General features: G+C 50.0%; 26 protein-coding genes and 1 other annotated feature. Of the genes, 13 read left to right on the forward strand and 13 right to left on the reverse strand.

The features are described 5' to 3' along the window. Nucleotides 1–258: 258 nt before the first annotated feature. From clpB to rluD, 3 genes are all read right to left on the reverse strand, one after another. A complete protein-coding gene (clpB, locus tag D9741_RS21675) occupies nucleotides 259–2832 on the reverse strand; it encodes an ATP-dependent chaperone ClpB (protein WP_130217297.1) in 2574 nt (857 codons plus the stop codon). 129 nt (nucleotides 2833–2961) lie between these two features. Continuing rightward, complete coding sequence (yfiH, locus tag D9741_RS21680) at nucleotides 2962–3693, reverse strand: purine nucleoside phosphorylase YfiH (protein WP_130217295.1); 732 nt, start codon at nucleotides 3691–3693, stop codon at nucleotides 2962–2964. Beyond that, the gene (gene rluD, locus D9741_RS21685; protein WP_115438707.1) at nucleotides 3690–4670 is read right to left on the reverse strand and encodes a 23S rRNA pseudouridine(1911/1915/1917) synthase RluD; all 981 of its coding nucleotides are present in this window, start codon (nucleotides 4668–4670) and stop codon (nucleotides 3690–3692) included. Before rluD ends, yfiH begins: the two co-directional genes overlap by 4 nt. 134 nt (nucleotides 4671–4804) lie before the next feature. Here rluD and bamD point away from each other — a divergent pair, with 134 nt between their 5' ends. The 4 genes from bamD (at nucleotide 4805) to pheA (ending at nucleotide 7564) form a co-directional block, all read left to right on the forward strand. Then, the gene (gene bamD, locus D9741_RS21690; protein ID WP_000197686.1) at nucleotides 4805–5542 is read left to right on the forward strand and encodes an outer membrane protein assembly factor BamD; all 738 of its coding nucleotides are present in this window, start codon (nucleotides 4805–4807) and stop codon (nucleotides 5540–5542) included. A 269-nt stretch (nucleotides 5543–5811) separates the two neighbouring features. Then, nucleotides 5812–6153, forward strand: a complete 342-nt coding sequence (gene raiA, locus D9741_RS21695; RefSeq protein ID WP_000178461.1) for a ribosome-associated translation inhibitor RaiA — start codon at nucleotides 5812–5814, stop codon at nucleotides 6151–6153. 102 nt (nucleotides 6154–6255) lie between these two features. Next, nucleotides 6256–6381, forward strand: a sequence feature (Phe leader region). After that, nucleotides 6257–6304 (forward strand): pheA operon leader peptide PheL, encoded by a 48-nt coding sequence (gene pheL / locus D9741_RS21700; protein ID WP_100229775.1) that lies wholly within the window; start codon nucleotides 6257–6259, stop codon nucleotides 6302–6304. (Overlaps the previous feature by 48 nt.) Nucleotides 6382–6403: 22 nt before the next feature. Beyond that, nucleotides 6404–7564, forward strand: a complete 1161-nt coding sequence (gene pheA, locus D9741_RS21705) for a bifunctional chorismate mutase/prephenate dehydratase (RefSeq protein ID WP_130217293.1) — start codon at nucleotides 6404–6406, stop codon at nucleotides 7562–7564. 41 nt (nucleotides 7565–7605) lie between these two features. Here the strand turns inward: pheA and tyrA are convergent, their stop codons facing one another. Continuing rightward, complete coding sequence (gene tyrA, locus D9741_RS21710) at nucleotides 7606–8727, reverse strand: bifunctional chorismate mutase/prephenate dehydrogenase (RefSeq protein ID WP_130217291.1); 1122 nt, start codon at nucleotides 8725–8727, stop codon at nucleotides 7606–7608. 10 nt (nucleotides 8728–8737) lie between these two features. Then, nucleotides 8738–9808, reverse strand: a complete 1071-nt coding sequence (gene aroF, locus D9741_RS21715; RefSeq protein ID WP_130217289.1) for a 3-deoxy-7-phosphoheptulonate synthase AroF — start codon at nucleotides 9806–9808, stop codon at nucleotides 8738–8740. A gap of 211 nt (nucleotides 9809–10019) precedes the next feature. Here aroF and D9741_RS21720 point away from each other — a divergent pair, with 211 nt between their 5' ends. The 4 genes from D9741_RS21720 (at nucleotide 10020) to D9741_RS21735 (ending at nucleotide 12765) form a co-directional block, all read left to right on the forward strand. Next, entirely contained in the window at nucleotides 10020–10382 is a 363-nt protein-coding gene (locus D9741_RS21720; RefSeq protein WP_130217287.1) for a DUF2799 domain-containing protein, read from the forward strand. Nucleotides 10383–10532: 150 nt separating this feature from the next. Next, on the forward strand, nucleotides 10533–11051 hold the full coding sequence (locus D9741_RS21725; protein WP_130217285.1) for a YfiR family protein: 519 nt from the start codon (nucleotides 10533–10535) through the stop codon (nucleotides 11049–11051). Further along, nucleotides 11044–12267 carry a diguanylate cyclase DgcN gene (gene dgcN, locus D9741_RS21730; protein ID WP_130217283.1) on the forward strand — a complete coding sequence of 408 codons (1224 nt, stop codon included), beginning with the start codon at nucleotides 11044–11046 and terminating at the stop codon, nucleotides 12265–12267. Before D9741_RS21725 ends, dgcN begins: the two co-directional genes overlap by 8 nt. 15 nt (nucleotides 12268–12282) lie before the next feature. Then, the gene (locus D9741_RS21735; RefSeq protein WP_064529888.1) at nucleotides 12283–12765 is read left to right on the forward strand and encodes an OmpA family protein; all 483 of its coding nucleotides are present in this window, start codon (nucleotides 12283–12285) and stop codon (nucleotides 12763–12765) included. A 76-nt stretch (nucleotides 12766–12841) separates the two neighbouring features. Here D9741_RS21735 and rplS read toward each other — a convergent pair whose 3' ends face one another. The 5 genes from rplS to ffh form a co-directional block, all read right to left on the reverse strand. Then, on the reverse strand, nucleotides 12842–13189 hold the full coding sequence (gene rplS, locus D9741_RS21740) for a 50S ribosomal protein L19 (RefSeq protein ID WP_000065253.1): 348 nt from the start codon (nucleotides 13187–13189) through the stop codon (nucleotides 12842–12844). Nucleotides 13190–13230: 41 nt separating this feature from the next. Further along, on the reverse strand, nucleotides 13231–13998 hold the full coding sequence (trmD, locus tag D9741_RS21745; RefSeq protein WP_000264781.1) for a tRNA (guanosine(37)-N1)-methyltransferase TrmD: 768 nt from the start codon (nucleotides 13996–13998) through the stop codon (nucleotides 13231–13233). 30 nt (nucleotides 13999–14028) lie between these two features. Further along, nucleotides 14029–14577, reverse strand: coding sequence for a ribosome maturation factor RimM (gene rimM / locus D9741_RS21750; RefSeq protein ID WP_000043335.1), 549 nt, complete (start codon nucleotides 14575–14577; stop codon nucleotides 14029–14031). Nucleotides 14578–14595: 18 nt separating this feature from the next. Then, entirely contained in the window at nucleotides 14596–14844 is a 249-nt protein-coding gene (gene rpsP, locus D9741_RS21755) for a 30S ribosomal protein S16 (RefSeq protein WP_000256450.1), read from the reverse strand. 136 nt (nucleotides 14845–14980) lie between these two features. Beyond that, on the reverse strand, nucleotides 14981–16342 hold the full coding sequence (ffh, locus tag D9741_RS21760; RefSeq protein ID WP_000460035.1) for a signal recognition particle protein: 1362 nt from the start codon (nucleotides 16340–16342) through the stop codon (nucleotides 14981–14983). A gap of 166 nt (nucleotides 16343–16508) precedes the next feature. Here ffh and D9741_RS21765 point away from each other — a divergent pair, with 166 nt between their 5' ends. Both D9741_RS21765 and D9741_RS21770 read left to right on the forward strand, forming a co-directional pair. After that, entirely contained in the window at nucleotides 16509–17300 is a 792-nt protein-coding gene (locus tag D9741_RS21765) for an inner membrane protein YpjD (RefSeq protein WP_001338897.1), read from the forward strand. A gap of 20 nt (nucleotides 17301–17320) precedes the next feature. After that, nucleotides 17321–18607, forward strand: a complete 1287-nt coding sequence (locus D9741_RS21770) for an HlyC/CorC family transporter (RefSeq protein ID WP_010723175.1) — start codon at nucleotides 17321–17323, stop codon at nucleotides 18605–18607. A 54-nt stretch (nucleotides 18608–18661) separates the two neighbouring features. On the opposite strand, the gene grpE is transcribed toward D9741_RS21770, so the two are convergent. After that, nucleotides 18662–19255, reverse strand: a complete 594-nt coding sequence (gene grpE / locus D9741_RS21775; protein WP_130217281.1) for a nucleotide exchange factor GrpE — start codon at nucleotides 19253–19255, stop codon at nucleotides 18662–18664. 122 nt (nucleotides 19256–19377) lie between these two features. Here grpE and nadK point away from each other — a divergent pair, with 122 nt between their 5' ends. From nadK to bamE, 3 genes are all read left to right on the forward strand, one after another. Further along, on the forward strand, nucleotides 19378–20256 hold the full coding sequence (gene nadK / locus D9741_RS21785) for an NAD(+) kinase (RefSeq protein WP_001059169.1): 879 nt from the start codon (nucleotides 19378–19380) through the stop codon (nucleotides 20254–20256). Between the two features lie 85 nt (nucleotides 20257–20341). Further along, a complete protein-coding gene (recN, locus tag D9741_RS21790) occupies nucleotides 20342–22003 on the forward strand; it encodes a DNA repair protein RecN (RefSeq protein WP_130217279.1) in 1662 nt (553 codons plus the stop codon). Nucleotides 22004–22151: 148 nt separating this feature from the next. After that, nucleotides 22152–22493: an outer membrane protein assembly factor BamE gene (bamE, locus tag D9741_RS21795; protein ID WP_001203437.1), complete on the forward strand. Its 342-nt coding sequence runs from the start codon at nucleotides 22152–22154 to the stop codon at nucleotides 22491–22493. A gap of 61 nt (nucleotides 22494–22554) precedes the next feature. Here bamE and D9741_RS21800 read toward each other — a convergent pair whose 3' ends face one another. Both D9741_RS21800 and ratA read right to left on the reverse strand, forming a co-directional pair. Beyond that, the gene (locus D9741_RS21800; protein WP_064529893.1) at nucleotides 22555–22845 is read right to left on the reverse strand and encodes an RnfH family protein; all 291 of its coding nucleotides are present in this window, start codon (nucleotides 22843–22845) and stop codon (nucleotides 22555–22557) included. Next, entirely contained in the window at nucleotides 22835–23272 is a 438-nt protein-coding gene (gene ratA / locus D9741_RS21805; protein ID WP_001339419.1) for a type II toxin-antitoxin system toxin RatA, read from the reverse strand. The genes D9741_RS21800 and ratA overlap by 11 nt, the downstream gene beginning before the upstream one ends. Nucleotides 23273–23439 lie beyond the last annotated feature (167 nt).

The following is a 23439-nucleotide window of genomic DNA, read 5'->3' on the forward strand; positions in this document are numbered from 1 at the left end:
GCTTTCCTCTTTCAGAGTCAAGCGTTTATTTTCGCTTTTCTCTGCCGGAATTCTCAGGAGAATCCCGCTGACCCGGCGGCGTGTTTGCCGTTGTTCCGTGTCAATGGTGGCGCATTATAGGGAGTTATTCTGAAGAGACAAGCGGAAAATATAAAAAATTTATCGTTCGTTCAATTCTTAAGCAAAACACCTTAAAAACGACCATTTCCGGTTGGAAATTAGACAAAAAGCGAGCCCCGAAGGGCTCGCTTTTCTTATTTACTGGACGGCGACAATCCGGTCTTCATTAACTTCCAGGCGAATAACTTTACCCGGAACCAATTCACCAGACAGTATTTGCTGTGCCAGCGGGTTTTCGATCTGCTGCTGAATTGCACGTTTCAGAGGACGTGCGCCATAGACCGGATCGTAACCGTTCTCGCTCAGCAGTTTCAGCGCCTCGTCAGAAATGTGGATTTCATAACCACGTTCTTCCAGACGTTTGTACAGACGTTTCAACTGAATCTGCGCAATCGACGCAATGTGCTGTTCACCCAGCGGATGGAAGACTACCACTTCATCGATACGGTTAATGAATTCCGGACGGAAGTTATGGCTTACCACACCGAGCACCAGCTCTTTCATGCGCGCATAATCCAGTTCACCAAAGCGTTCCTGAATCAGATCAGAACCGAGGTTAGAAGTCATAATGACCACCGTATTACGGAAGTCGACCGTTCTCCCCTGCCCGTCAGTCAAACGTCCATCATCCAGTACCTGCAACAGAATGTTGAAGACATCCGGATGCGCTTTTTCCACTTCATCCAGCAGGATGACGGAATACGGACGACGACGCACCGCTTCGGTCAGGTAGCCACCTTCTTCATAACCGACATATCCCGGAGGCGCACCAACCAGACGAGACACCGAGTGTTTCTCCATAAACTCAGACATATCGATACGGACCATCGCCTCGTCGCTATCAAACATAAAGTTCGCCAGCGCCTTACAAAGTTCAGTTTTACCCACACCTGTTGGGCCGAGGAACAGGAATGAACCAATCGGGCGATTTGGATCCGCCAGCCCCGCACGGCTACGACGAATAGCATTAGATACCGCATCAACCGCTTCGTTCTGACCAATAACGCGCTGGTGCAGTTCTTGCTCCATACGCAGCAGTTTTTCGCGCTCGCTTTCCATCATGCGAGAAACCGGAATCCCCGTCCAACGCGCCAGCACTTCGGCAATTTCGGCGTCGGTCACTTTATTACGCAACAGACGCATAGTTTTACCTTCGAGCTGCGTTGCGGCTTCCAGTTGCTTTTCCAGTTCCGGGATTTTGCCGTATTGCAGTTCAGACATCCGCGCCAGGTCACCTACACGGCGAGCCTGTTCAATGGCGATTTTTGCCTGCTCCAGTTCCGCTTTAATGGTCTGCGTACCAGAGAGCGACGCTTTCTCTGCTTTCCACTCTTCTTCTAACTCGGAGTACTGACGTTCTTTGTCGCTCAGTTCTTCGTTGAGCATATCCAGGCGTTTTTTACTGGCTTCATCAGACTCTTTCATTAACGCCTGTTGTTCCAGTTTGAGCTGGATGATACGACGATCGAGCCGGTCGAGTTCTTCTGGTTTTGAGTCAATCTGCATACGAATGCTGGATGCTGCTTCATCGATCAGGTCAATGGCCTTATCCGGCAGCTGACGGTCAGCAATGTAGCGATGAGACAACGTCGCCGCTGCAACAATTGCCGGGTCAGTAATTTGCACATGGTGGTGCAGCTCGTAACGTTCTTTCAGGCCACGCAGAATAGCAATGGTGTCTTCAACAGAAGGCTCGGCAACAAACACTTTCTGGAAGCGACGTTCCAACGCAGCATCTTTTTCGATGTACTGGCGATATTCGTCCAGCGTCGTAGCACCCACACAGTGCAGTTCACCACGCGCCAGTGCCGGTTTCAGCATATTCCCGGCGTCCATTGCGCCATCGGCTTTACCTGCGCCAACCATAGTATGTAATTCGTCGATAAACAGGATGACGTTGCCTTCCTGTTTGGAGAGATCGTTAAGCACGCCTTTTAAACGTTCTTCAAACTCACCGCGATATTTCGCCCCAGCCACCAGCGCGCCCATATCCAGCGCCAGTACGCGGCGGCCTTTCAGCCCTTCCGGCACTTCGCCATTGATAATACGCTGCGCCAGACCTTCAACGATGGCAGTTTTACCAACACCAGGTTCACCAATCAGCACCGGGTTATTTTTAGTACGACGTTGCAGTACCTGAATGGTACGGCGAATTTCTTCATCACGACCAATCACCGGATCGAGTTTGCCTTGTTCGGCTCGTTCGGTAAGGTCGATGGTGTATTTTTTCAAAGCCTGACGTTGGTCTTCAGCTCCTTGATCGTTCACGCTTTCACCTCCGCGCATTTGTTCAATCGCTTGAGTAATGTTGGCGGTGGTCGCCCCTGCAGCTTTCAGGATGTCGGCCAGCGTGCCGCGAGACTCAAGTGCCGCCAGAACGAACAGTTCTGACGAGATAAAGTTATCACCACGTTTTTGCGCCAGCTTGTCGCAAAGATTAAGAACGCGCACCAGATCCTGTGATGGCTGGACATCACCACCAGTACCTTCAACCTGCGGTAAACGGTTTAATGCCTGAGTGATATCTGTGCGCAACTGGCCTGCATTAATGCCAGCGGATGTTAATAAAGGACTAACCGAACCCCCTTCCTGATTCAGCAGGGCGCTCATTAAATGAAGTGGTTCGATGAATTGGTTGTCGTGCCCGAGTGCAAGTGATTGGGCATCGGCAAGAGCAAGCTGGAATTTATTAGTAAGACGATCCAGACGCATAACTCCTCCCATAACGGATCAAAGTTGCTACTGGAGATTAAATGAGGTCATCCCTCAATTATTCAAGGTTATTGACCAGATTAATGTGAAAAGAAAATCACGCGTACCGGATCGTCTTGATTCTTTAGGTTATATCAGCCAAATGAAACTTGCCATACGACCGGTGGTCTTGTCGCGACGATAAGAGAAGAAAGTCTCATTTTCCGTATATGTACAACGGTCGCCGCCGAAAATTTGCTCAACACCAACACTCGCCAGACGCTGTCGGGCAAGCTGATAAATATCCGCCAGATACTTATCACCATGCTGAATGAAAGCTGTACTCGCGTTGGCGTCTACTGCCATAAACGCCTCGCGAACCTCCGGCCCCACTTCAAACGCGCGTGGACCGATTGCCGGCCCCAACCAGGTAAGAATGTTTTCGGGCTTATCGGCAAAGCAGGAAACCGTCTCTTCCAGCACGCCTGCGCACAGTCCACGCCAGCCAGCATGGGCAGCCGCGACTTCCGTTCCTGCCCGATTGCAAAACAGCACAGGCAGGCAATCGGCTGTCATTACGGCACAAACCGTGCCGGGTGTGTTGCTATACGAGGCATCCGCCCGTTTTGAGGTATAAGGTTCGCCAGTAAGCTTAAGCACATCTTTACCGTGTACCTGCTCAAGCCAGACCGGTTTTGAAGGCAAATTACCCGCAGCAAAAAGCCGCTTGCGATTTTCCTCGACGTGCTCCGGGTTATCACCACAATGAGCACCGAGGTTGAGCGAGTCGTAGGGCGGCAAGCTCACGCCGCCGATACGGGTAGAGCTACAGGCCGCAACACCTTTTGGCAGCGGCCACTGCGGGACAATCAGCTTACTCATAACCAGTCCACTTCATCCTTATGCTCTTCGAAATCGGCGCGCATCACCTCAATCAGCTCCACCATATCTTGCGGAATAGGCGCATGCCATTCCATTTCGATGCCGGAGATCGGGTGATAAAGACGCAGCATGGTTGCATGTAGCGCCTGGCGGTCAAACTTACGCAGCGTGGAGATAAACGCTTCCGAAGCACCTTTTGGCGGACGCGGACGGCCACCATAAACCGGATCGCCCACCAGTGGATGGGTGATATGGGCCATATGCACGCGGATCTGGTGCGTACGTCCAGTTTCCAGACGCAGCCGCAGACGCGTGTGCACACGGAAGTGTTCCATAATGCGATAGTGAGTGACCGCCGGTTTGCCCATGGGATGTACCGCCATGTGAGTACGTTTGGTCGGGTGGCGGCTGATTGGCTCATCCACCGTGCCACCAGCAGTCATATGACCAATTGCTACCGCTTCATACTCACGAGTAATTTCACGTCGTTGCAGAGATTCCACCAGGCGCGTCTGGGCTGGAACGGTTTTTGCCACAACCATCAGGCCAGTGGTGTCTTTATCCAGACGATGGACAATACCCGCACGCGGTACATCGGCAATGGGTGGATAGTAATGAAGCAACGCATTCAATACCGTGCCATCCGGGTTACCCGCGCCAGGATGTACCACCAGGTCGCGCGGTTTATTAATGACGATGATGTCTTCATCTTCATAGACGATATCCAGCGGGATATCCTGCGGTTCAAAACGCGCTTCTTCTTCAATCTCGGCGTTGATGGCCACCAGCTCGCCACCTAATACTTTTTCTTTCGGCTTATCACAAACTTTGCCGTTAACCAGCACGCGCTGGTCGAGGATCCATTCTTTTATTCGCGAACGTGAATAATCCGGGAACATTTCGGCTAAAGCCTGATCTAAGCGTTGACCGAGTTGGTTTTCGGACACTGTTGCAGTGAGTTCTACTCGTTGTGCCATATATACTGCTTCTTCGTTTATCGTTGGGGTTTTACGGCTTTGCCGTTTAATATAGTGTGCTATTGTAGCTGGTCTTAACCGGGAGCAGGAACAGAGAATCTCCCGTATTACATTTTGAGGAAAGTCAAAACGTCATGACGCGCATGAAATATCTGGTGGCAGCCGCCACACTAAGCCTATTTTTGGCGGGTTGCTCGGGGTCAAAGGAAGAAGTACCTGATAATCCGCCAAATGAAATTTACGCGACTGCACAACAAAAGCTGCAGGACGGTAACTGGAGACAGGCAATAACGCAACTGGAAGCGTTAGATAATCGCTATCCGTTTGGTCCGTATTCGCAGCAGGTGCAGCTGGATCTCATCTACGCCTACTATAAAAACGCCGATCTGCCGTTAGCACAGGCTGCCATCGATCGTTTTATTCGCCTCAACCCGACCCATCCGAATATCGATTATGTCATGTACATGCGTGGCCTGACCAATATGGCGCTGGATGACAGTGCGCTGCAAGGGTTCTTTGGCGTTGACCGTAGCGATCGCGATCCTCAACATGCCCGAGCTGCGTTTAGTGACTTTTCCAAACTGGTGCGCGGCTATCCAAACAGCCAGTACACCACTGATGCAACCAAACGTCTGGTGTTCCTGAAAGATCGTCTGGCGAAATATGAATACTCCGTTGCAGAGTACTACACCGAACGTGGCGCATGGGTTGCCGTCGTCAACCGCGTCGAAGGCATGCTGCGTGACTACCCGGATACCCAGGCTACACGTGATGCGCTGCCGCTGATGGAAAATGCTTACCGCCAGATGCAGATGAACGCTCAGGCTGAAAAAGTCGCGAAAATTATTGCCGCTAACAGCAGCAACACTTAACTGGTGTGATATACGCAAAACGGCAGCCCTGGAGCTGCCGTTTTTTATTCGATTTGAACGCTAACTAAAGCGATTCAGTCGCGACTGATCCTATCAAATATGGCTCGCTTTGAGACATTCCTCAAGTAAAAAAACACCTCTTCCTGCGATTTCTCACAAAAAAACTTCGTTGACAAAAAGTGACAAAATTATGAGATTTTCATCACACATTTTGACATCAGGAGCGGTATGCTGAATTCACCAAGACGGGAAGACAAGAGGTAAAATTTATGACAATGAACATTACCAGCAAACAAATGGAAATTACTCCGGCAATCCGCCAACATGTCGAAGACCGTCTCGCCAAACTGGAAAAATGGCAAACGCACCTGATTAATCCGCATATCATTCTGTCCAAGGAACCACAAGGGTTCGTTGCTGACGCCACTATCAATACACCTAACGGCGTTCTGGTTGCCAGTGGCAAACATGAAGATATGTACACCGCTATTAACGAATTGATCAACAAGCTGGAACGGCAGCTCAATAAACTGCAGCACAAAGGCGAAGCACGTCGTGCCGCAACGTCGGTGAAAGACGCCAACTTCGTCGAAGAAGTTGAAGAAGAGTAGTCCTTTATATTGAGTGTATCGCCAACGCGCCTTCGGGCGCGTTTTTTGTTGACAGCATGAAAACAGTACGGGTACTGTACTGAAGTCGCTTAAGGAAACAAACATGAAACAAACGCCGTTTTTCTTCGCATTCTTTTTTACCTTCCCCTGAATGGGAGGCGTTTCGTCGTGTGAAACAGAATGTGAAGACGAACAATAAGGCCTCCCAAATCGGGAGGCCTTTTTTATTGATAACAAAAAAGGCAACACTATGACATCGGAAAACCCGTTACTGGCGCTGCGCGAGAAAATTAGCACGCTGGACGAAAAATTGCTGGCGTTACTGGCAGAGCGGCGCGAGCTAGCCGTTGAGGTGGGAAAAGCCAAACTGCTTTCTCATCGCCCGGTGCGTGATATCGATCGTGAGCGCGATTTGCTGGAAAGATTAATTACGCTTGGTAAGACACACCATCTGGATGCCCACTACATTACTCGCCTGTTCCAGCTCATCATTGAAGATTCCGTATTAACTCAGCAGGCTTTACTCCAGCAGCATCTCAATAAAATTAATCCACACTCAGCCCGCATTGCTTTTCTCGGGCCCAAAGGCTCTTATTCACATCTTGCGGCGCGCCAGTACGCTGCCCGTCACTTTGAGCAATTCATTGAAAGCGGCTGCGCCAAATTTGCCGATATTTTTAATCAGGTGGAAACCGGCCAGGCCGACTATGCCGTCGTACCGATCGAAAACACCAGCTCCGGTGCCATAAACGACGTTTACGATCTGCTGCAACATACCAGCTTGTCGATTGTTGGCGAGATGACGTTAACTATCGACCATTGTTTGCTGGTTTCCGGCACCACCGATTTATCGACTATCAACACGGTCTACAGCCACCCGCAGCCGTTCCAGCAATGCAGCAAATTCCTTAACCGTTACCCGTACTGGAAGATTGAATATACCGAGAGTACGTCTGCGGCAATGGAAAAAGTTGCACAGGAAAAATCACCGCATGTTGCTGCGTTGGGAAGCGAAGCTGGCGGTTCCTTGTACGGTTTACAGGTACTGGAGCGCATTGAGGCGAATCAACGACAAAACTTCACCCGATTTGTGGTGCTGGCACGTAAAGCCATTAACGTGTCTGACCAGGTTCCGGCAAAAACCACACTGTTAATGGCTACCGGACAACAAGCCGGTGCTCTGGTTGAAGCGTTGCTGGTATTGCGCAACCACAATCTGATTATGACCCGTCTGGAATCACGCCCGATTCACGGTAATCCGTGGGAAGAGATGTTTTATCTGGATATTCAGGCCAATCTTGAATCCGTGGAAATGCAAAAGGCGTTAAAAGAGTTAGGGGAAATCACCCGTTCAATGAAGGTATTGGGCTGTTACCCAAGTGAAAACGTAGTGCCTGTTGATCCAACCTGATGAAAAAAGCCGGATGATGTGAATCATCCGGCACAGGGTTATTACTGGCGGCTATCGTTCGCCTGACGCAATAATACGCGGCTTTCATTCTGGAAGCGTTGTGCGTAATCGCCAAACCAGTGCTCCACCTTGCGGAAGCTGTCAATAAACGCCTGCTTATCGCCCTGCTCCAGCAACTCAATCGCCTCACCAAAACGCTTATAGTAACGTTTGATCAATGCCAGATTACGTTCTGAAGACATAATAATGTCGGCATAAAGCTGCGGATCCTGGGCAAACAGTCGCCCGACCATCGCCAGCTCAAGACGATATATGGGCGAAGAGAGTGCCAGAAGCTGCTCAAGCTGAACATTTTCTTCTGCCAGATGCAGGCCATAAGCAAAAGTGGCAAAGTGGCGCAACGCCTGGATAAACGCCATATTCTGATCATGTTCGACGGCGCTAATGCGATGCAGTCGCGCGCCCCAGACCTGAATTTGTTCAAGAAACCATTGGTACGCTTCTGGCTGGCGTCCATCACACCAGACCACGACCTGCTTCGCCAGGCTGCCGCTATCCGGACCAAACATCGGGTGAAGCCCCAGCACTGGACCATCATGCGCCGCCAGCATGGCCTGTAACGGCCCATTTTTCACTGATGCCAGATCGACCAGAATACAGTCTTGCGGTAAACGTGGTAATTTGCCGATAACTTGTTCTGTAACATGAATCGGCACGCTGACAATCACCATACCGGCATCGGCAACAATCTCATCCGCGCGATCCCAGTCATGTTGCTCCAGAATCCGTACCTGATAGCCAGAGAGCGTCAACATCTTCTCGAACAAGCGCCCCATCTGACCGCCGCCACCAACAATAACTACCGGACGTAGTGACGGACAAAGCGTTTTAAATCCTTTGTCGTTTTCGCTGGAGTAGGACTCACGCATTACCCGACGCAGAACATCTTCAATCAGATCTGGCGGAACGCCGAGGGCTTCCGCCTCTGCGCGCCGCGAGGCCAGCATGGATGCCTCGCGCTCCGGTACATAAATGGGCAACCCAAAGCGGCTTTTCACCTCACCGACTTCGGCAACCAGCTCCAGACGCTTTGCTAATAAATTCAGCAGCTCTTTATCGACTTCATCAATTTGATCGCGCAATGCGGTCAACTCAGCAACCATAATAAACCTCTTAAGCCACGCGTGCCGTCAGCTGCCCATTCAGATCCTGATGAATTTCACGCAGCAAGGCATCGGTCATTTCCCAGCTTATGCAGGCATCTGTTACGGATACACCGTATTTCATTTCACTGCGCGGTTGCTCGGAAGACTGATTGCCTTCGTGGATGTTACTTTCGATCATCAGACCAATAATTGAGCGATTGCCATCTTTAATTTGGGCAACCACGGATTCTGCCACCGCAGGCTGACGGCGATAATCTTTATTGGAATTACCGTGGCTGCAATCTACCATCAGTGAGGGGCGCAGTCCCGCCTGTTCCATCTCTTTTTCACATTGCGCGACATCCGCCGGGCTATAGTTCGGTGCTTTTCCGCCACGCAGGATCACATGTCCGTCCGGATTACCCTGAGTTTGTAGCAGCGCCACCTGTCCTGCCTGATTAATACCAACAAAGCGATGCGGTTGTGCAGCGGCACGCATAGCATTGATTGCCGTTGCCAGACTGCCATCAGTGCCGTTTTTAAAACCAACCGGCATGGAAAGCCCGGATGCCATTTCACGGTGCGTTTGCGATTCCGTGGTACGAGCACCAATTGCCGACCAGCTAAATAGATCACCCAAATATTGCGGGCTGTTTGGATCTAACGCTTCCGTCGCCAACGGTAATCCCATATCTACCAGTTCCAACAGCAACTTACGTGCAATCTTTAATCCTGTTTCAACATCAAAGGAGCCATCCATATGTGGATCGTTAATCAACCCTTTCCAGCCGACAGTGGTACGGGGCTTTTCAAAATAGACGCGCATCACCAAATAGAGGCTATCGCTGACCTCTGCGGCAAGGGCTTTAAATCGACGAGCATATTCCAGTGCAGTTTCAGGATCATGAATGGAACAGGGACCACACACTACCAGCAGCCGGGGATCGCGCCCGGCGATGATATCTGAAATAGTTTTACGCGAATCAGCAATCTGGGCCTCTTGTTGTCGGCTTAATGGAAAAGCTGCCTTCAACTGTTCCGGGGTCATCAGAACCTGTTCGTCGGTAATATGTACGTTGTTCAGCGCGTCTTTTTGCATGATGGCGATCCTGTTTATGCTCGTTTGCGATAGTTGATCCTCAGCGAGGATGACGCAACGATATCACAACGAGTAAAGATTTCAATCCATATTTCGTAAATAATAGTTTACACAAGCAATTCATATACGTTTTAACCACCAATAGATGTACAAATAAATTTACACACACAATAAAAACAATCCGCTATGCTTTGAAAAAGGAGAAAAAACAATGAAACACTTTATCGCCTCTTTGTTAGCTTTGGTTGTTAGCGGCTGTCAGATTGATCCCTATACTCACGCACCAACCTTGACCAGTACTGACTGGTATGATGTTGGTATGGAAGATGCGATATCAGGCGTTGCTATAAAAAATGACGATGCTTTTAACGATTCACAGGCTGATCGGGGGATATATCTTAAAGGATATGCCGAAGGGCAAAAGAAAACCTGCCAGGTCGATTTTACTTATGCCCGAGGGCTTTCCGGTAAAAGTTTCCCTGCCAGCTGCAATAATGTAGAAAATGCCAGCCAATTGCATGAAGTATGGCAAAAAGGAGCTGATGAAAATGCCCGCACGATGAGACTTAATTAATTTAAATCCCACCACAAAATTAATCATAAGATTTAGCTTATTCGATTTTTAATTCTCTTCTGGATGACGACCACACAAAAGAATGATATTTTAATGAACATTCTGAAAAATTTTCGATACGTTTCGAGCGAAGATGGTGAGGATCCCTGAATGCGCTTTTCTCACCTACTGTTCTTACTGCTGCTATTCCTTCTGGCAGGCGCGCCATTACTCGCTCAGGAAACCACTGACGTTGCGAAAAATGTGCGTTTAATGGTTTCCGGTATCGTAAGCTACACTCGCTGGCCGACGGTATCTGGTCCACCAAGACTATGTATTTTTTCATCTTCACGATTTAGCACCGCCCTGCAAGAGAAAGGTGCGACACCTTTGCCTTATCTGCCTGTCATCGTTAACAACAAACAAGAGGCGATGATTTCAGGCTGCAATGCTTTTTATTTTGGCAGCGAGTCACCGACATTCCAGACAGAATTAATCGAACAATATCCGTCTAAGGCGTTATTATTAATTGCCGAACAAAATACCGAGTGCATTATTGGCAGCGCATTTTGTCTGGTCATCAACAATAATAACGTCAGGTTTGCCGTAAACCTGGATGCCTTATCGCGTAGTGGTGTTAAGGTCAACCCGGATGTCTTAATGCTCGCACGGAAGAAAAACGATGGATAACGATAATTCTCTTCATAAGCGCCCCACGTTTAAAAGAGCATTACGCAACATCAGCATGACCAGCATATTTATCACTATGACGCTGATCTGGCTGCTGCTTTCCGTGACGTCAGTACTAACCCTGAAACAATACGCGCAAAAAAACCTGGCACTAACCGCTGCAACAATGACTTACAGCCTGGAAGCTGCGGTCGTTTTTGCCGATGGTCCTGCAGCAACAGAAACTCTGGCCGCACTAGGTCAGCAAGGCCAATTTTCAACCGCAGAAGTGCGTGATAATCAGCAAAACATTATTGCTTCCTGGCACTACACTGCCAGAGAACCGGGAGATACCTTCAGTAATTTCATTAGCCACTGGCTCTTTCCGGCTCCCGTCATTCAGCCGATTCGCCACAATGGCGAAACTATTGGCGAAGTGCAGTTAACCGCACGCGACAGCTCAATTAGCCATTTTATCTGGTTTTCACTCGCTGTCCTGACTGCATGTATTCTGCTGGCATCAGGCATCGCGATTACCCTCACCCGCCATTTGCACAATGGTCTGGTTGAAGCGTTAAAAAACATCACCGATGTCGTACATGATGTGCGTTCCAACCGCAATTTTTCCCGACGAGTTTCGGAAGAACGTATCGCAGAGTTTCACCGCTTCGCTCTCGACTTCAACAGTCTGCTGGATGAAATGGAAGAGTGGCAGCTTCGCTTACAGGCCAAAAATGCGCAGCTTCTACGTACCGCGCTACATGACCCATTAACCGGGCTGGCTAACCGCGCAGCGTTTCGTAGCGGCATCAACACGTTGATGAACAGTTCCGATGCCCGAAAAACGTCGGCATTACTGTTTCTTGATGGCGATAATTTCAAATATATCAATGATACCTGGGGTCATGCGACGGGAGATCAGGTCTTGATTGAAGTGGCAAAACGATTAGCTGAATTTGGTGGGCTGCGACATCAGGCATACCGCATTGGCGGCGATGAATTCGCTATGGTCCTCTATGGCGTGCAGTCGGAATCTGAAGTGCAGCGGATTTGCACGGCACTGACACAAATTTTTAATCGACCATTCGATCTTAATAATGGCCATCAAACCACTATGACATTAAGCATTGGTTACGCGATGACCATTGAGCACGTCTCCGCCGAAAAATTACAAGAGCTGGCCGACCATAATATGTATCAGGCCAAACACCAGCGCGCTAAAAAGCTGGTGAAATAACAAGGAAATATCTACATGATAAAGCAACTGGTAGTTCCCCTGGTGTTCTCTTCACTGATACTGACTGGCTGCCAGTCACCACAAGGGAAGTTTACTCCAGAACAAGTCGCCGCTATGCAGTCTTATGGTTTTACTGAATCCGCTGGCGACTGGTCGCTGGGCTTATCTGATACCATTCTGTTTGCTAAAAATGACTACAAACTGCTCCCGGAAAGTCAGCAACAGATCCAGACCATGGCCGCAAAACTGACCTCCACAGGCTTAACCCATGCCCGTATGGATGGACATACCGACAATTACGGCGAGGACAGTTACAACGAAGCTTTATCGCTGAAGCGGGCAAATGTCGTCGCCGATGCGTGGGCAGAAGGTGGACAAATTCCTCGCAGCAATCTCACCACTCAGGGCTTAGGGAAAAAATACCCCATCGCCAGTAACAAGACCGCACAGGGTCGCGCCGAGAACCGTCGCGTCGCTGTGGTGATTAGTGCACCGTAAACGCAATTTCAATAAATAAAAAAAGGGCCAGCCAATTGGCCAGCCCTTCTTAACAGGATGTCGCTTAAGCGAAATCTTAGTTAAGACGCTCTTTGATACGAGCAGCCTTACCAGTACGCTCACGCAGGTAGTACAGTTTAGCTTTACGAACAGCACCACGACGTTTGACAGAAATGCTGTCAACTACCGGAGAGTGAGTCTGGAAGACACGCTCAACGCCTTCGCCGTTGGAAATTTTACGAACAGTGAATGCAGAGTGCAGACCGCGGTTACGAATAGCGATAACCACGCCCTCGAATGCCTGCAGACGTTTTTTGGAACCTTCAACAACCCATACTTTCACTTCCACGGTATCACCCGGACGGAAGGAAGGTACGTCCTGCTTCATCTGCTCTTGTTCAAGTTGCTTAATAATGTTGCTCATAATTTAATCTCTTATCCTGGGTAAACTGATATCTCGGGGGCTTACGCCATCCCATCATGTTTATGTTGCTGTTGTGCGTGTTCCGTTTTGAACTCCGCCAGCAACCTTGCTTGCTCTTCAGTCAGAGCCAGGTTTTCCAGAAGTTCAGGTCTTCTAAGCCAGGTACGGCCCAGCGACTGTTTCAAACGCCAGCGACGTATCTCGGCATGGTTGCCCGACAGTAACACTGACGGAACTTCCATCCCTTCTAATACCTCAGGCCGCGTATAGTGCGGGCAATCCAGCAATCCTTCAGCAAAGGAATCTTCCGTTGCCGATGCTTCATGTCCCAGTACTCCCGGAATAAACCGGGAAACGGAGTCAATCAGCGTCATTGCTGGTAACTCACCACCACTGAGAACGTAATCGCCGATTGACCATTCTTCGTCAATTTCGGTTTGGATCACGCGCTCATCTATACCTTCGTAGCGACCGCACACCAGAATCAATTTTTGATTCGTTGCCAGTTCGCTGACGCCCGCTTGATCAAGCTTGCGTCCCTGTGGTGACAGATATATCACCTTTGCGCCTTCACCCGCCGCGGCTTTTGCTGCATGAATGGCGTCCCGCAAGGGTTGCACCATCATTAACATCCCCGGTCCGCCGCCGTAAGGACGATCGTCCACGGTACGGTGCCGGTCATGCGTGAAGTCGCGAGGACTCCAGCTCTGGATGCTCAGCAGGCCATTTTTAACTGCCCGGCCAGTTACCCCGTAATCGGTAATTGCGCGGAACATTTCAGGAAACAGGCTAATTATGCCAATCCACATAGCGCCGTCTTTTACCGTTTATCCGGTGGTTTAAAAACCAGGATCCCAATCTACTTCGATTGAACGAGTAGTGAGATCGACTTTCTTGATAACCTGCCCATCGAGGAACGGTACGAGACGTTCCTTGATACCAAACGCATCTTTCAGGTTTGCCTTAATGACGAGAACGTCATTAGATCCGGTTTCCATCATATCGACGACTTTACCGAGATCGTAGCCTTCAGTGGTTACTACCTGGCAGCCCATCAGGTCTTTCCAGTAGTAGTCGCCCTCTTCAAGCTGAGGCAGTTGCGAAGAATCCACGACAATTTCACAATTCGTCAGCAGGTTCGCCGCATCACGATCGTCAACGCCTTTCAGCTTGATGATCATGTCCTGATTGTGGTGCTTCCAGCTTTCCAGCTGGACTTGCTGCCACTGACCCGCCTTCTGGATAAACCAGGGCTGATAGTCAAAAATGCTTTCGGCGTCTTCGGTGGAAGAAAACACTCTGAGCCACCCACGAATACCGTAAGACGAACCCATTTTTCCCAAAACGATGGGATCAACAGGTGCTTGCGCGGTGAGTTGTTTGCTCATCATGACCACCGTGACAGATTAAGCTGCTTTGTTGACTTCTTTGATCAGCGCAGCAACGCGATCAGAAATAGTTGCGCCCTGGCCAACCCAGTGAGCGATGCGATCCAGATCCAGGCGAGTGCCTTCTTCTTTTTCGCTAGCGATTGGGTTGAAGAAACCAACGCGCTCGATGAAGCGACCGTTGCGTGCATTACGGCTGTCAGCGACAACAACCTGGTAGAACGGACGCTTTTTAGCGCCGTGACGTGCTAAACGAATAGTTACCATAACATCCTCTTGTGTGAATAAAACAACCGGACCCCATCGAGGAACGGAGTCCGGTGTCATATTAAAAGCCCGAAAATTTTACTGATTTCTGGAGAAAATGCAATCAGCAGTTAATAACTCTGTCGCATAAGGTTATTTAGCGACCAGGAAATCCCGGTGGCATCATCCCTTTCATGCTTCTCATCATCTTCGCCATTCCGCCCTTCTTCATTTTCTTCATCATGCGCTGCATGTCGTCGAACTGCTTCAGAAGGCGGTTAACGTCCTGCACCTGCATACCGCAACCGGCAGCGATACGACGCTTACGCGAACCTTTGATGATTTCTGGCTTAGCGCGCTCTTTCATCGTCATCGAGTTGATGATGGCTTCCATACGCACCAGCACTTTATCGTCCATCTGCGACTTGACGTTATCCGGGATCTGCCCCATGCCCGGCAGCTTGCCCATCAGGCTAGCCATGCCGCCCATATTTTTCATCTGCCGCAGTTGCTCAAGGAAGTCGTTGAGATCGAAGCCGTCGCCTTTTTTCAGCTTGCTGGCTAATTTCTCTGCCTGCGCACGGTCAACTTTGCTTTCGATATCTTCGATCAGCGACAGAACATCGCCCATGCCGAGAATACGGGAAGCGATACGGTCCGGGTGGAACGGCTCCAGCGCCTCTGTTTTCTCGCCAACACCGAGGAACTTGATCGGTTTGCCAGTGATGTGACGAATAGAGAGCGCCGCACCGCCGCGGGCATCGCCGTCCACTTTGGTCAACACTACGCCGGTAAGCGGCAGCGCTTCGTTGAAGGCTTTCGCGGTATTCGCGGCATCCTGACCGGTCATGGCGTCAACCACAAACAGGGTTTCAACCGGGTTAATCGACGCATGGACTTGTTTGATCTCGTCCATCATCGCTTCGTCAACGTGCAGACGACCGGCTGTATCCACCAGCAGCACGTCGTAGAATTTCAGTTTGGCTTCTTTCAACGCCGCGTTAACGATATCTACCGGCTTCTGACCAACATCAGAAGGGAAGAAATCAACGCCCACCTGCTCTGCCAGCGTCTCAAGCTGTTTGATTGCCGCCGGGCGATAAACGTCGGCAGAAACCACCAGCACTTTCTTCTTGTGCTTCTCGCGCAGGAACTTACCGAGTTTACCCACGCTGGTTGTTTTACCGGCACCTTGCAGGCCCGCCATCAGCACGACCGCAGGCGGTTGCGCAGCCAGGTTCAGGGTCTGGTTCTCTTCGCCCATCGCCGCAACCAGTTCGTTACGGACGATTTTGACGAACTCCTGCCCCGGCGTCAGGCTCTTATTAACTTCATGACCAACCGCTTTCTCTTTTACGCGATTGATAAACTCACGCACTACCGGCAGAGCGACGTCCGCCTCCAGCAGCGCCATGCGCACTTCGCGCAGCGTATCTTTTACGTTGTCTTCAGTGAGGCGTCCACGGCCACTGATATTGCGCAGCGTGCGCGACAAACGATCGGTTAAATTATCAAACATTGTCTCTCGCCTGGGGTGGAAACGGTTGGCCGCAATCGCGACACATCATCAGTATTTTGCCGCAGTATAACATGAAGGCGTCTTTGTTGTTATGCAACGGTTGGAGCAGCGTTCACCTGACGCTATACTGCTTCTCTTTCTTATTGCTCAAACTGTCGACATTACTATGCCCGTTTTTGCTCTGCTCGCGCTTGTCGCCTACTCCGTCAGTCTTGCGCTGATTGTTCCCGGTCTGCTGCAAAAAAACGGCGGCTGGCGGCGCATGGCTATTATTTCTGCGGTCATTGCGCTGGTCTGCCACGCAATCGCTCTGGAAGCCCGCATCCTGCCCGACGGTGATAGCGGACAAAACCTCAGCCTGCTGAACGTTGGTTCATTGGTCAGTTTGATGATCTGTACGGTAATGACCATTGTGGCTTCTCGCAATCGTGGCTGGTTGCTGCTACCCATTGTCTATGCCTTTGCGCTTATCAACCTGGCGCTGGCGACCTTCATGCCCAATGAATACATCACCCATCTGGAAGCAACGCCTGGGATGCTGGTGCACATTGGCTTATCGCTCTTTTCCTATGCCACGCTAATTATCGCCGCCCTGTACGCGCTGCAACTGGCGTGGATTGATTACCAACTGAAGAACAAGAAGCTGGCATTTAACCAGGAAATGCCGCCATTGATGAGTATCGAGCGTAAAATGTTCCACATCACGCAGATTGGCGTGGTGCTGCTAACGCTCACGCTTTGCACTGGCCTGTTCTACATGCACAACCTATTTAGCATGGAAAATATCGACAAGGCTGTGCTCTCTATCGTGGCGTGGTTTGTCTATATTGTGCTGCTGTGGGGACATTACCATGAAGGATGGCGTGGACGCCGCGTCGTCTGGTTTAACGTTGCGGGCGCAGTCATTCTGACACTGGCCTACTTCGGCAGCCGAATTGTCCAGCAGTTAATCAGCTAAACCCAGAAAAGGAGTTTCCCCTGGAACACATTTCTACTACTACGTTGATCATTATTCTGATCATCATGGTGGTCATTTCAGCCTATTTTTCCGGGTCCGAAACCGGAATGATGACCCTCAACCGCTATCGTCTGCGACATATGGCGAAACAGGGTAATCGCTCGGCCAAACGCGTCGAAAAATTGCTGCGTAAGCCAGACCGCCTGATTAGCCTTGTGTTAATCGGCAATAACCTGGTCAATATTCTTGCCTCCGCGCTCGGCACTATTGTCGGGATGCGTTTGTACGGCGATGCGGGCGTGGCAATTGCGACTGGTGTGCTGACTTTTGTCGTACTGGTTTTTGCTGAAGTATTGCCGAAAACCATTGCCGCGCTGTACCCGGAAAAAGTCGCTTATCCGAGTAGTTTTCTGTTAGCACCGCTGCAAATTTTGATGATGCCGCTGGTCTGGTTGCTGAATGCTATTACCCGCATGTTAATGCGCATGATGGGCATCAAAACCGATATTGTGGTTAGCGGCTCTTTGAGCAAAGAAGAGTTGCGCACCATCGTGCACGAATCGCGCTCACAAATTTCCCGTCGCAATCAGGATATGCTGCTTTCGGTGCTAGATCTGGAAAAAATGACCGTCGATGACATCATGGTGCCGCGCAGTGAAATTATCGGTATTGATATCAACGATGACTGGAAATCGATTCTGCGCCAACTCTCCCACTCACCTCACGGGCGCATCGTGCTCTACCGTGATTCGCTGGACGACGCCATCAGTATGCTGCGTGTGCGTGAAGCCTGGCGACTCATGTCGGAGAAAAAAGAGTTCACCAAAGAAACCATGCTACGCGCCGCGGACGAAATCTATTTTGTCCCGGAAGGTACGCCACTCAGCACACAGTTGGTGAAGTTTCAGCGCAACAAAAAGAAAGTCGGCCTGGTCGTCAACGAGTATGGAGACATTCAGGGGCTGGTAACGGTTGAAGATATTCTGGAAGAGATTGTCGGCGATTTCACTACGTCCATGTCGCCAACACTTGCCGAAGAAGTCACTCCGCAAAACGACGGTTCGGTGATTATCGATGGCACCGCCAACGTGCGAGAAATTAACAAAGCCTTTAACTGGCATCTACCGGAAGATGATGCCCGCACGGTTAATGGCGTCATTCTTGAGGCACTGGAAGAGATCCCTGTCGCAGGCACCCGCGTGCGTATTGGCGAGTACGATATCGATATTCTCGACGTTCAGGACAATATGATTAAGCAGGTAAAAGTTTTTCCTGTAAAACCGCTGCGCGAGAGTGTGGCGGAGTAAAAAAAACGGCCCGGCATTCGCATGCTGGGCCGTGATTTATTACGAAAACAGAAATTAAGCTTTTGCTTTCGCTACAGTAACCATCGCCGCGCGAATCGTACGACCGTTCAGCGTATAACCTTTCTGCATAATGCCCAGTACGTTACCTGGCGCAACGTCATCAGATTCCACCATTGCGATGGCCTGATGCACATTCGGGTCCAGTGGGACGTTAGTTTCGGCGATCACTTCAACGCCAAACTTACGCACAACATCCAGCATCGACTTCAGCGTCAGCTCAATGCCTTCAACCATCGCGGACATATCCGGGTTAGCTTTATCAGCCACTTCCAGCGCACGATCCAGGCTATCAATCACCGGCAGCAATTCGTTGATGAATTTCTCCAGCGCGAATTTGTGAGCTTTTTCAATATCCAGTTCAGTACGACGACGCAGGTTTTCCATTTCGGCTTTTACGCGCAAAATGCCGTCACGTTCACGGGTCTGGGCTTCAGCCAGCTGAGCTTCGAGATTCGCAATTTTTTCATCGCGCGGATCCACCTGCTCAGCAGAAGCTTCTGGCTCAACTGCCTCAATCTCTTCGTACTGATCCATGATAATTTCTTCCGGGGCTTGCCCCTCAGGCGTTTTCTGTTCTTTACTACTCATGAATTTCTCCGCGTTTTTTTCGCATTCATCTCGCTAACTTCGCTTATTATGGGGATCAGTTTCAGGGTTTCAAGGGAAGCACTCACATTGTCATCAATCTTCGCAACAAGGACCTCGGAAAAATGAATAATCATTTCAAGTGTATTGGCATTGTGGGACACCCACGGCACCCCACTGCACTGACAACACATGAAATGCTCTACCGCTGGCTGTGCACAAAAGGTTACGAGGTCATCGTTGAGCAACAAATCGCTCACGAACTGCAACTGAAGAATGTGAAAACTGGCACGCTCGCGGAGATTGGGCAACTGGCTGATCTCGCGGTAGTCGTTGGTGGCGACGGTAATATGCTGGGCGCGGCGCGCACACTCGCCCGTTACGATATTAAAGTTATTGGAATCAACCGTGGCAACCTGGGTTTCCTGACTGACCTTGACCCCGATAACGCCCAGCAACAATTAGCCGATGTGCTGGAAGGCCACTACATCAGCGAGAAACGTTTTTTGCTGGAAGCGCAAGTCTGTCAGCAAGATTGCCAGAAACGCATCAGCACTGCGATTAACGAAGTGGTACTTCATCCAGGCAAAGTGGCGCATATGATTGAGTTCGAAGTGTATATCGACGAGATCTTTGCGTTCTCTCAGCGATCTGATGGACTAATTATTTCAACGCCAACAGGCTCCACTGCCTATTCCCTCTCTGCGGGCGGTCCTATTCTGACACCCTCTCTGGATGCAATTACCCTGGTGCCCATGTTCCCGCATACGTTGTCAGCACGACCACTGGTCATAAACAGCAGCAGCACGATCCGTCTGCGTTTTTCGCATCGCCGTAACGACCTGGAAATCAGTTGCGACAGCCAGATAGCCCTGCCGATTCAGGAAGGTGAAGATGTCCTGATTCGTCGCTGTGATTATCATCTGAATCTGATTCATCCGAAAGATTACAGCTATTTCAATACATTAAGCACCAAGCTCGGCTGGTCAAAAAAATTATTCTAATTTTACGCCAGCCTCTTTACTGTATATAAAACCAGTTTATACTGTACGCAATAACAGTAATGGTTTTTCATACAGGAAAACGACTATGTTGGCACAACTGACCATCAGCAACTTTGCTATCGTTCGTGAGCTTGAGATTGATTTTCACAGCGGCATGACCGTAATAACCGGTGAAACCGGCGCGGGTAAATCTATTGCGATAGATGCCCTCGGCCTTTGTCTCGGTGGTCGCGCTGAAGCCGACATGGTGCGTACCGGCGCTGCTCGCGCTGACCTGTGCGCCCGTTTTTCACTGAAAGATACGCCAGCGGCTCTGCGCTGGCTGGAAGAAAACCAACTGGAAGATGGCCGTGAATGCCTGCTTCGTCGCGTAATCAGTAGCGATGGTCGCTCCCGTGGTTTCATCAACGGTACAGCTGTTCCTCTGTCACAACTGCGCGAACTGGGTCAGTTGCTGATTCAGATCCATGGTCAGCACGCTCATCAATTACTCACCAAATCCGAGCACCAAAAATTCCTGCTTGATGGCTATGCCAATGAAACCTCTCTGCTCCAGGAAATGACCGTACGTTATCAGTTGTGGCATCAAAGCTGCCGCGACCTCGCGCACCATCAACAACTAAGTCAGGAACGCGCCGCCCGTGCGGAACTGCTGCAATACCAATTAAAAGAACTTAACGAATTTAATCCGCAGCCCGGAGAGTTTGAGCAAATTGACGAAGAGTACAAACGTCTGGCGAACAGCGGTCAATTACTGACTACCAGTCAGAATGCATTGGCATTAATGGCCGACGGTGAAGACGCAAACCTGCAAAGTCAGCTTTACACGGCTAAACAGCTGGTGAGTGAATTGATTGGCATGGACAGCAAACTGTCCGGCGTACTTGATATGCTGGAAGAAGCTACCATCCAGATTTCTGAAGCCAGCGACGAACTGCGCCACTACTGCGATCGTCTGGATCTCGATCCCAACCGACTGTTTGAACTTGAACAGCGCATCTCAAAACAAATTTCGCTGGCACGTAAACATCACGTCAGCCCTGAGGCATTGCCACAGTATTACCAGTCGCTACTGGAAGAACAGCAGCAACTGGACGATCAGGCCGACTCACAAGAGACGCTCGCGCTGGCGGTAACGAAACATCATCAGCAAGCACTGGAAACGGCACGCGCGTTACACCAGCAACGCCAGCATTATGCAAATGAGTTGGCACAGCTGATCACCGATAGTATGCATGCACTCTCTATGCCGCATGGGCAGTTTACGATTGATGTTAAATTTGACGAGCATCACCTGGGCATTGACGGTGCCGATCGTATTGAGTTTCGGGTAACCACCAACCCAGGTCAGCCAATGCAGCCTATTGCCAAAGTCGCATCCGGTGGTGAGTTGTCCCGCATCGCATTGGCAATCCAGGTCATCACTGCGCGTAAAATGGAAACCCCGGCACTGATTTTTGATGAAGTGGATGTAGGGATTAGCGGTCCAACAGCGGCAGTCGTCGGCAAACTGCTGCGTCAGCTTGGCGAATCAACCCAGGTGATGTGTGTTACCCATTTGCCGCAAGTCGCAGGATGCGGTCATCAACACTATTTTGTCAGCAAAGAAACCGATGGCGCGATGACCGAAACTCATATGGAGTCGCTGGACAAAAAAGCGCGGTTACAGGAGCTGGCGCGCCTGCTTGGCGGCAGTGAAGTCACACGTAACACACTGGCGAATGCGAAAGAACTGCTTGCGGCGTAAACTTTTTTCCTGCTTCACGGTCAGAGTAAACAGCAAAACGCCGTAAGACCGGAAAGCAAAAGGTTTTAAAGTGATGAAAGGTCTATTATCATCGGCATATTACAGATGAGCCACGTACTGCTCGGGCCCGAAAAGGAATCAAATCACTATGCGCTGTAAAACGCTGACTGCTGCAGCAGCAGTACTATTGATGTTGACCGCAGGCTGTTCCACTCTGGAGCGAGTGGTTTACCGTCCTGACATCAACCAGGGGAACTATCTGACCGCTAACGACGTATCCAAAATACGTGTTGGCATGACGCAACAACAAGTTGCGTACGCATTGGGTACACCGCTGATGTCCGATCCATTTGGTACGAATACCTGGTTCTATGTCTTCCGCCAGCAACCAGGTCATGAAGGTGTAACGCAGCAAACGCTGACGCTGACCTTTAACAGTAGCGGGGTGTTGACCAACATTGATAACAAACCTGCGCTGAGTGGTAACTAATAATAAAGTTGCTCTCAAAGACGTTAAAAAAGGTGCTCAATGAGCACCTTTTTTCTGTCTGTTATTTATTCGCTGATTTTTCTGCTCGTTGCCTGCGAAGCTCTTTCGGATCGGCAATGAGAGGACGATAAATCTCCACTCGATCGCCATCATGCACGGTATCGCTCAGTTTTGCCGGACGGCTGTAAATGCCGACTTTGTTTTTAGTTAAATCGATATCGGTACGCAATTCCAGCAAGCCACTGGCGCGAATTGCTTCTTCAACCGTCGCGCCCTCCTGCAATCTTACCCGTTGCAGGTATTGTTTCTCGGGTAATGCGTAAGCAACCTCAACGGCAATTTTACCTGGCACTGTAGACCTCTTTTGCACGAACAGTAAAAGCCTGCACCATATTAGCTGCCAGCTCTTTAAACACGCGACCAAAGGCGAGTTCAATCAACTTATTGGTAAACTCAAAGTCGAGATGAAACTCAATACGGCACGCGTCCTGGCTCAACGGCGTAAACTTCCAGCCGCCGATCAATTTCTTAAACGGTCCATCAACCAGACTCATCAGAATACTTTGGTTACTGGTCAATTGGTTGCGGGTAGTAAACGTTTTGCTGATCCCAGCCTTAGACACATCTACCGCAGCGGTCATCTGCCCAGGAGTGGACTCCAGAATCCGGCTTCCAGTGCACCCTGGTAAAAACTGAGGATAAGACTGAACGTCATTCACTAACTGATACATTTGCTCCGCGCTGTAGGGTACCAGTGCGGTCCGGCTAATCTGAGGCATAACAATTTCCATCAACAAAAATCCAACAAATAATATCATTTATCCTGCCGTAAAAAAAACGCTATCCCGACGCTGGGTAACATCCGGTTCATGCTAAGATAGAGCCTTGTCCCCCGCAGGATTGATATGGGGTATTTTCGATTTCAGATTACCGATGATTCACGACG

This window comes from Escherichia sp. E14V7 (assembly GCF_004212225.1).
GTDB lineage: Bacteria > Pseudomonadota > Gammaproteobacteria > Enterobacterales > Enterobacteriaceae > Escherichia.

What these genes read in the sequence shown, in the direction of transcription:
- clpB (WP_130217297.1), bottom strand. Translation starts at nt 2,832, where the DNA reads ATGCGTCTGGATCGTCTTACTAATAAATTCCAGCTTGCTCTTGCCGAT.
- yfiH (WP_130217295.1), bottom strand. Translation starts at nt 3,693, where the DNA reads ATGAGTAAGCTGATTGTCCCGCAGTGGCCGCTGCCAAAAGGTGTTGCG.
- rluD (WP_115438707.1), bottom strand. Translation starts at nt 4,670, where the DNA reads ATGGCACAACGAGTAGAACTCACTGCAACAGTGTCCGAAAACCAACTC.
- bamD (WP_000197686.1), top strand. Translation starts at nt 4,805, where the DNA reads ATGACGCGCATGAAATATCTGGTGGCAGCCGCCACACTAAGCCTATTT.
- raiA (WP_000178461.1), top strand. Translation starts at nt 5,812, where the DNA reads ATGACAATGAACATTACCAGCAAACAAATGGAAATTACTCCGGCAATC.
- pheA (WP_130217293.1), top strand. Translation starts at nt 6,404, where the DNA reads ATGACATCGGAAAACCCGTTACTGGCGCTGCGCGAGAAAATTAGCACG.
- tyrA (WP_130217291.1), bottom strand. Translation starts at nt 8,727, where the DNA reads ATGGTTGCTGAGTTGACCGCATTGCGCGATCAAATTGATGAAGTCGAT.
- aroF (WP_130217289.1), bottom strand. Translation starts at nt 9,808, where the DNA reads ATGCAAAAAGACGCGCTGAACAACGTACATATTACCGACGAACAGGTT.
- D9741_RS21720 (WP_130217287.1), top strand. Translation starts at nt 10,020, where the DNA reads ATGAAACACTTTATCGCCTCTTTGTTAGCTTTGGTTGTTAGCGGCTGT.
- D9741_RS21725 (WP_130217285.1), top strand. Translation starts at nt 10,533, where the DNA reads ATGCGCTTTTCTCACCTACTGTTCTTACTGCTGCTATTCCTTCTGGCA.
- dgcN (WP_130217283.1), top strand. Translation starts at nt 11,044, where the DNA reads ATGGATAACGATAATTCTCTTCATAAGCGCCCCACGTTTAAAAGAGCA.
- D9741_RS21735 (WP_064529888.1), top strand. Translation starts at nt 12,283, where the DNA reads ATGATAAAGCAACTGGTAGTTCCCCTGGTGTTCTCTTCACTGATACTG.
- rplS (WP_000065253.1), bottom strand. Translation starts at nt 13,189, where the DNA reads ATGAGCAACATTATTAAGCAACTTGAACAAGAGCAGATGAAGCAGGAC.
- trmD (WP_000264781.1), bottom strand. Translation starts at nt 13,998, where the DNA reads ATGTGGATTGGCATAATTAGCCTGTTTCCTGAAATGTTCCGCGCAATT.
- rimM (WP_000043335.1), bottom strand. Translation starts at nt 14,577, where the DNA reads ATGAGCAAACAACTCACCGCGCAAGCACCTGTTGATCCCATCGTTTTG.
- rpsP (WP_000256450.1), bottom strand. Translation starts at nt 14,844, where the DNA reads ATGGTAACTATTCGTTTAGCACGTCACGGCGCTAAAAAGCGTCCGTTC.
- ffh (WP_000460035.1), bottom strand. Translation starts at nt 16,342, where the DNA reads ATGTTTGATAATTTAACCGATCGTTTGTCGCGCACGCTGCGCAATATC.
- D9741_RS21765 (WP_001338897.1), top strand. Translation starts at nt 16,509, where the DNA reads ATGCCCGTTTTTGCTCTGCTCGCGCTTGTCGCCTACTCCGTCAGTCTT.
- grpE (WP_130217281.1), bottom strand. Translation starts at nt 19,255, where the DNA reads ATGAGTAGTAAAGAACAGAAAACGCCTGAGGGGCAAGCCCCGGAAGAA.
- nadK (WP_001059169.1), top strand. Translation starts at nt 19,378, where the DNA reads ATGAATAATCATTTCAAGTGTATTGGCATTGTGGGACACCCACGGCAC.
- recN (WP_130217279.1), top strand. Translation starts at nt 20,342, where the DNA reads ATGTTGGCACAACTGACCATCAGCAACTTTGCTATCGTTCGTGAGCTT.
- bamE (WP_001203437.1), top strand. Translation starts at nt 22,152, where the DNA reads ATGCGCTGTAAAACGCTGACTGCTGCAGCAGCAGTACTATTGATGTTG.
- ratA (WP_001339419.1), bottom strand. Translation starts at nt 23,272, where the DNA reads ATGCCTCAGATTAGCCGGACCGCACTGGTACCCTACAGCGCGGAGCAA.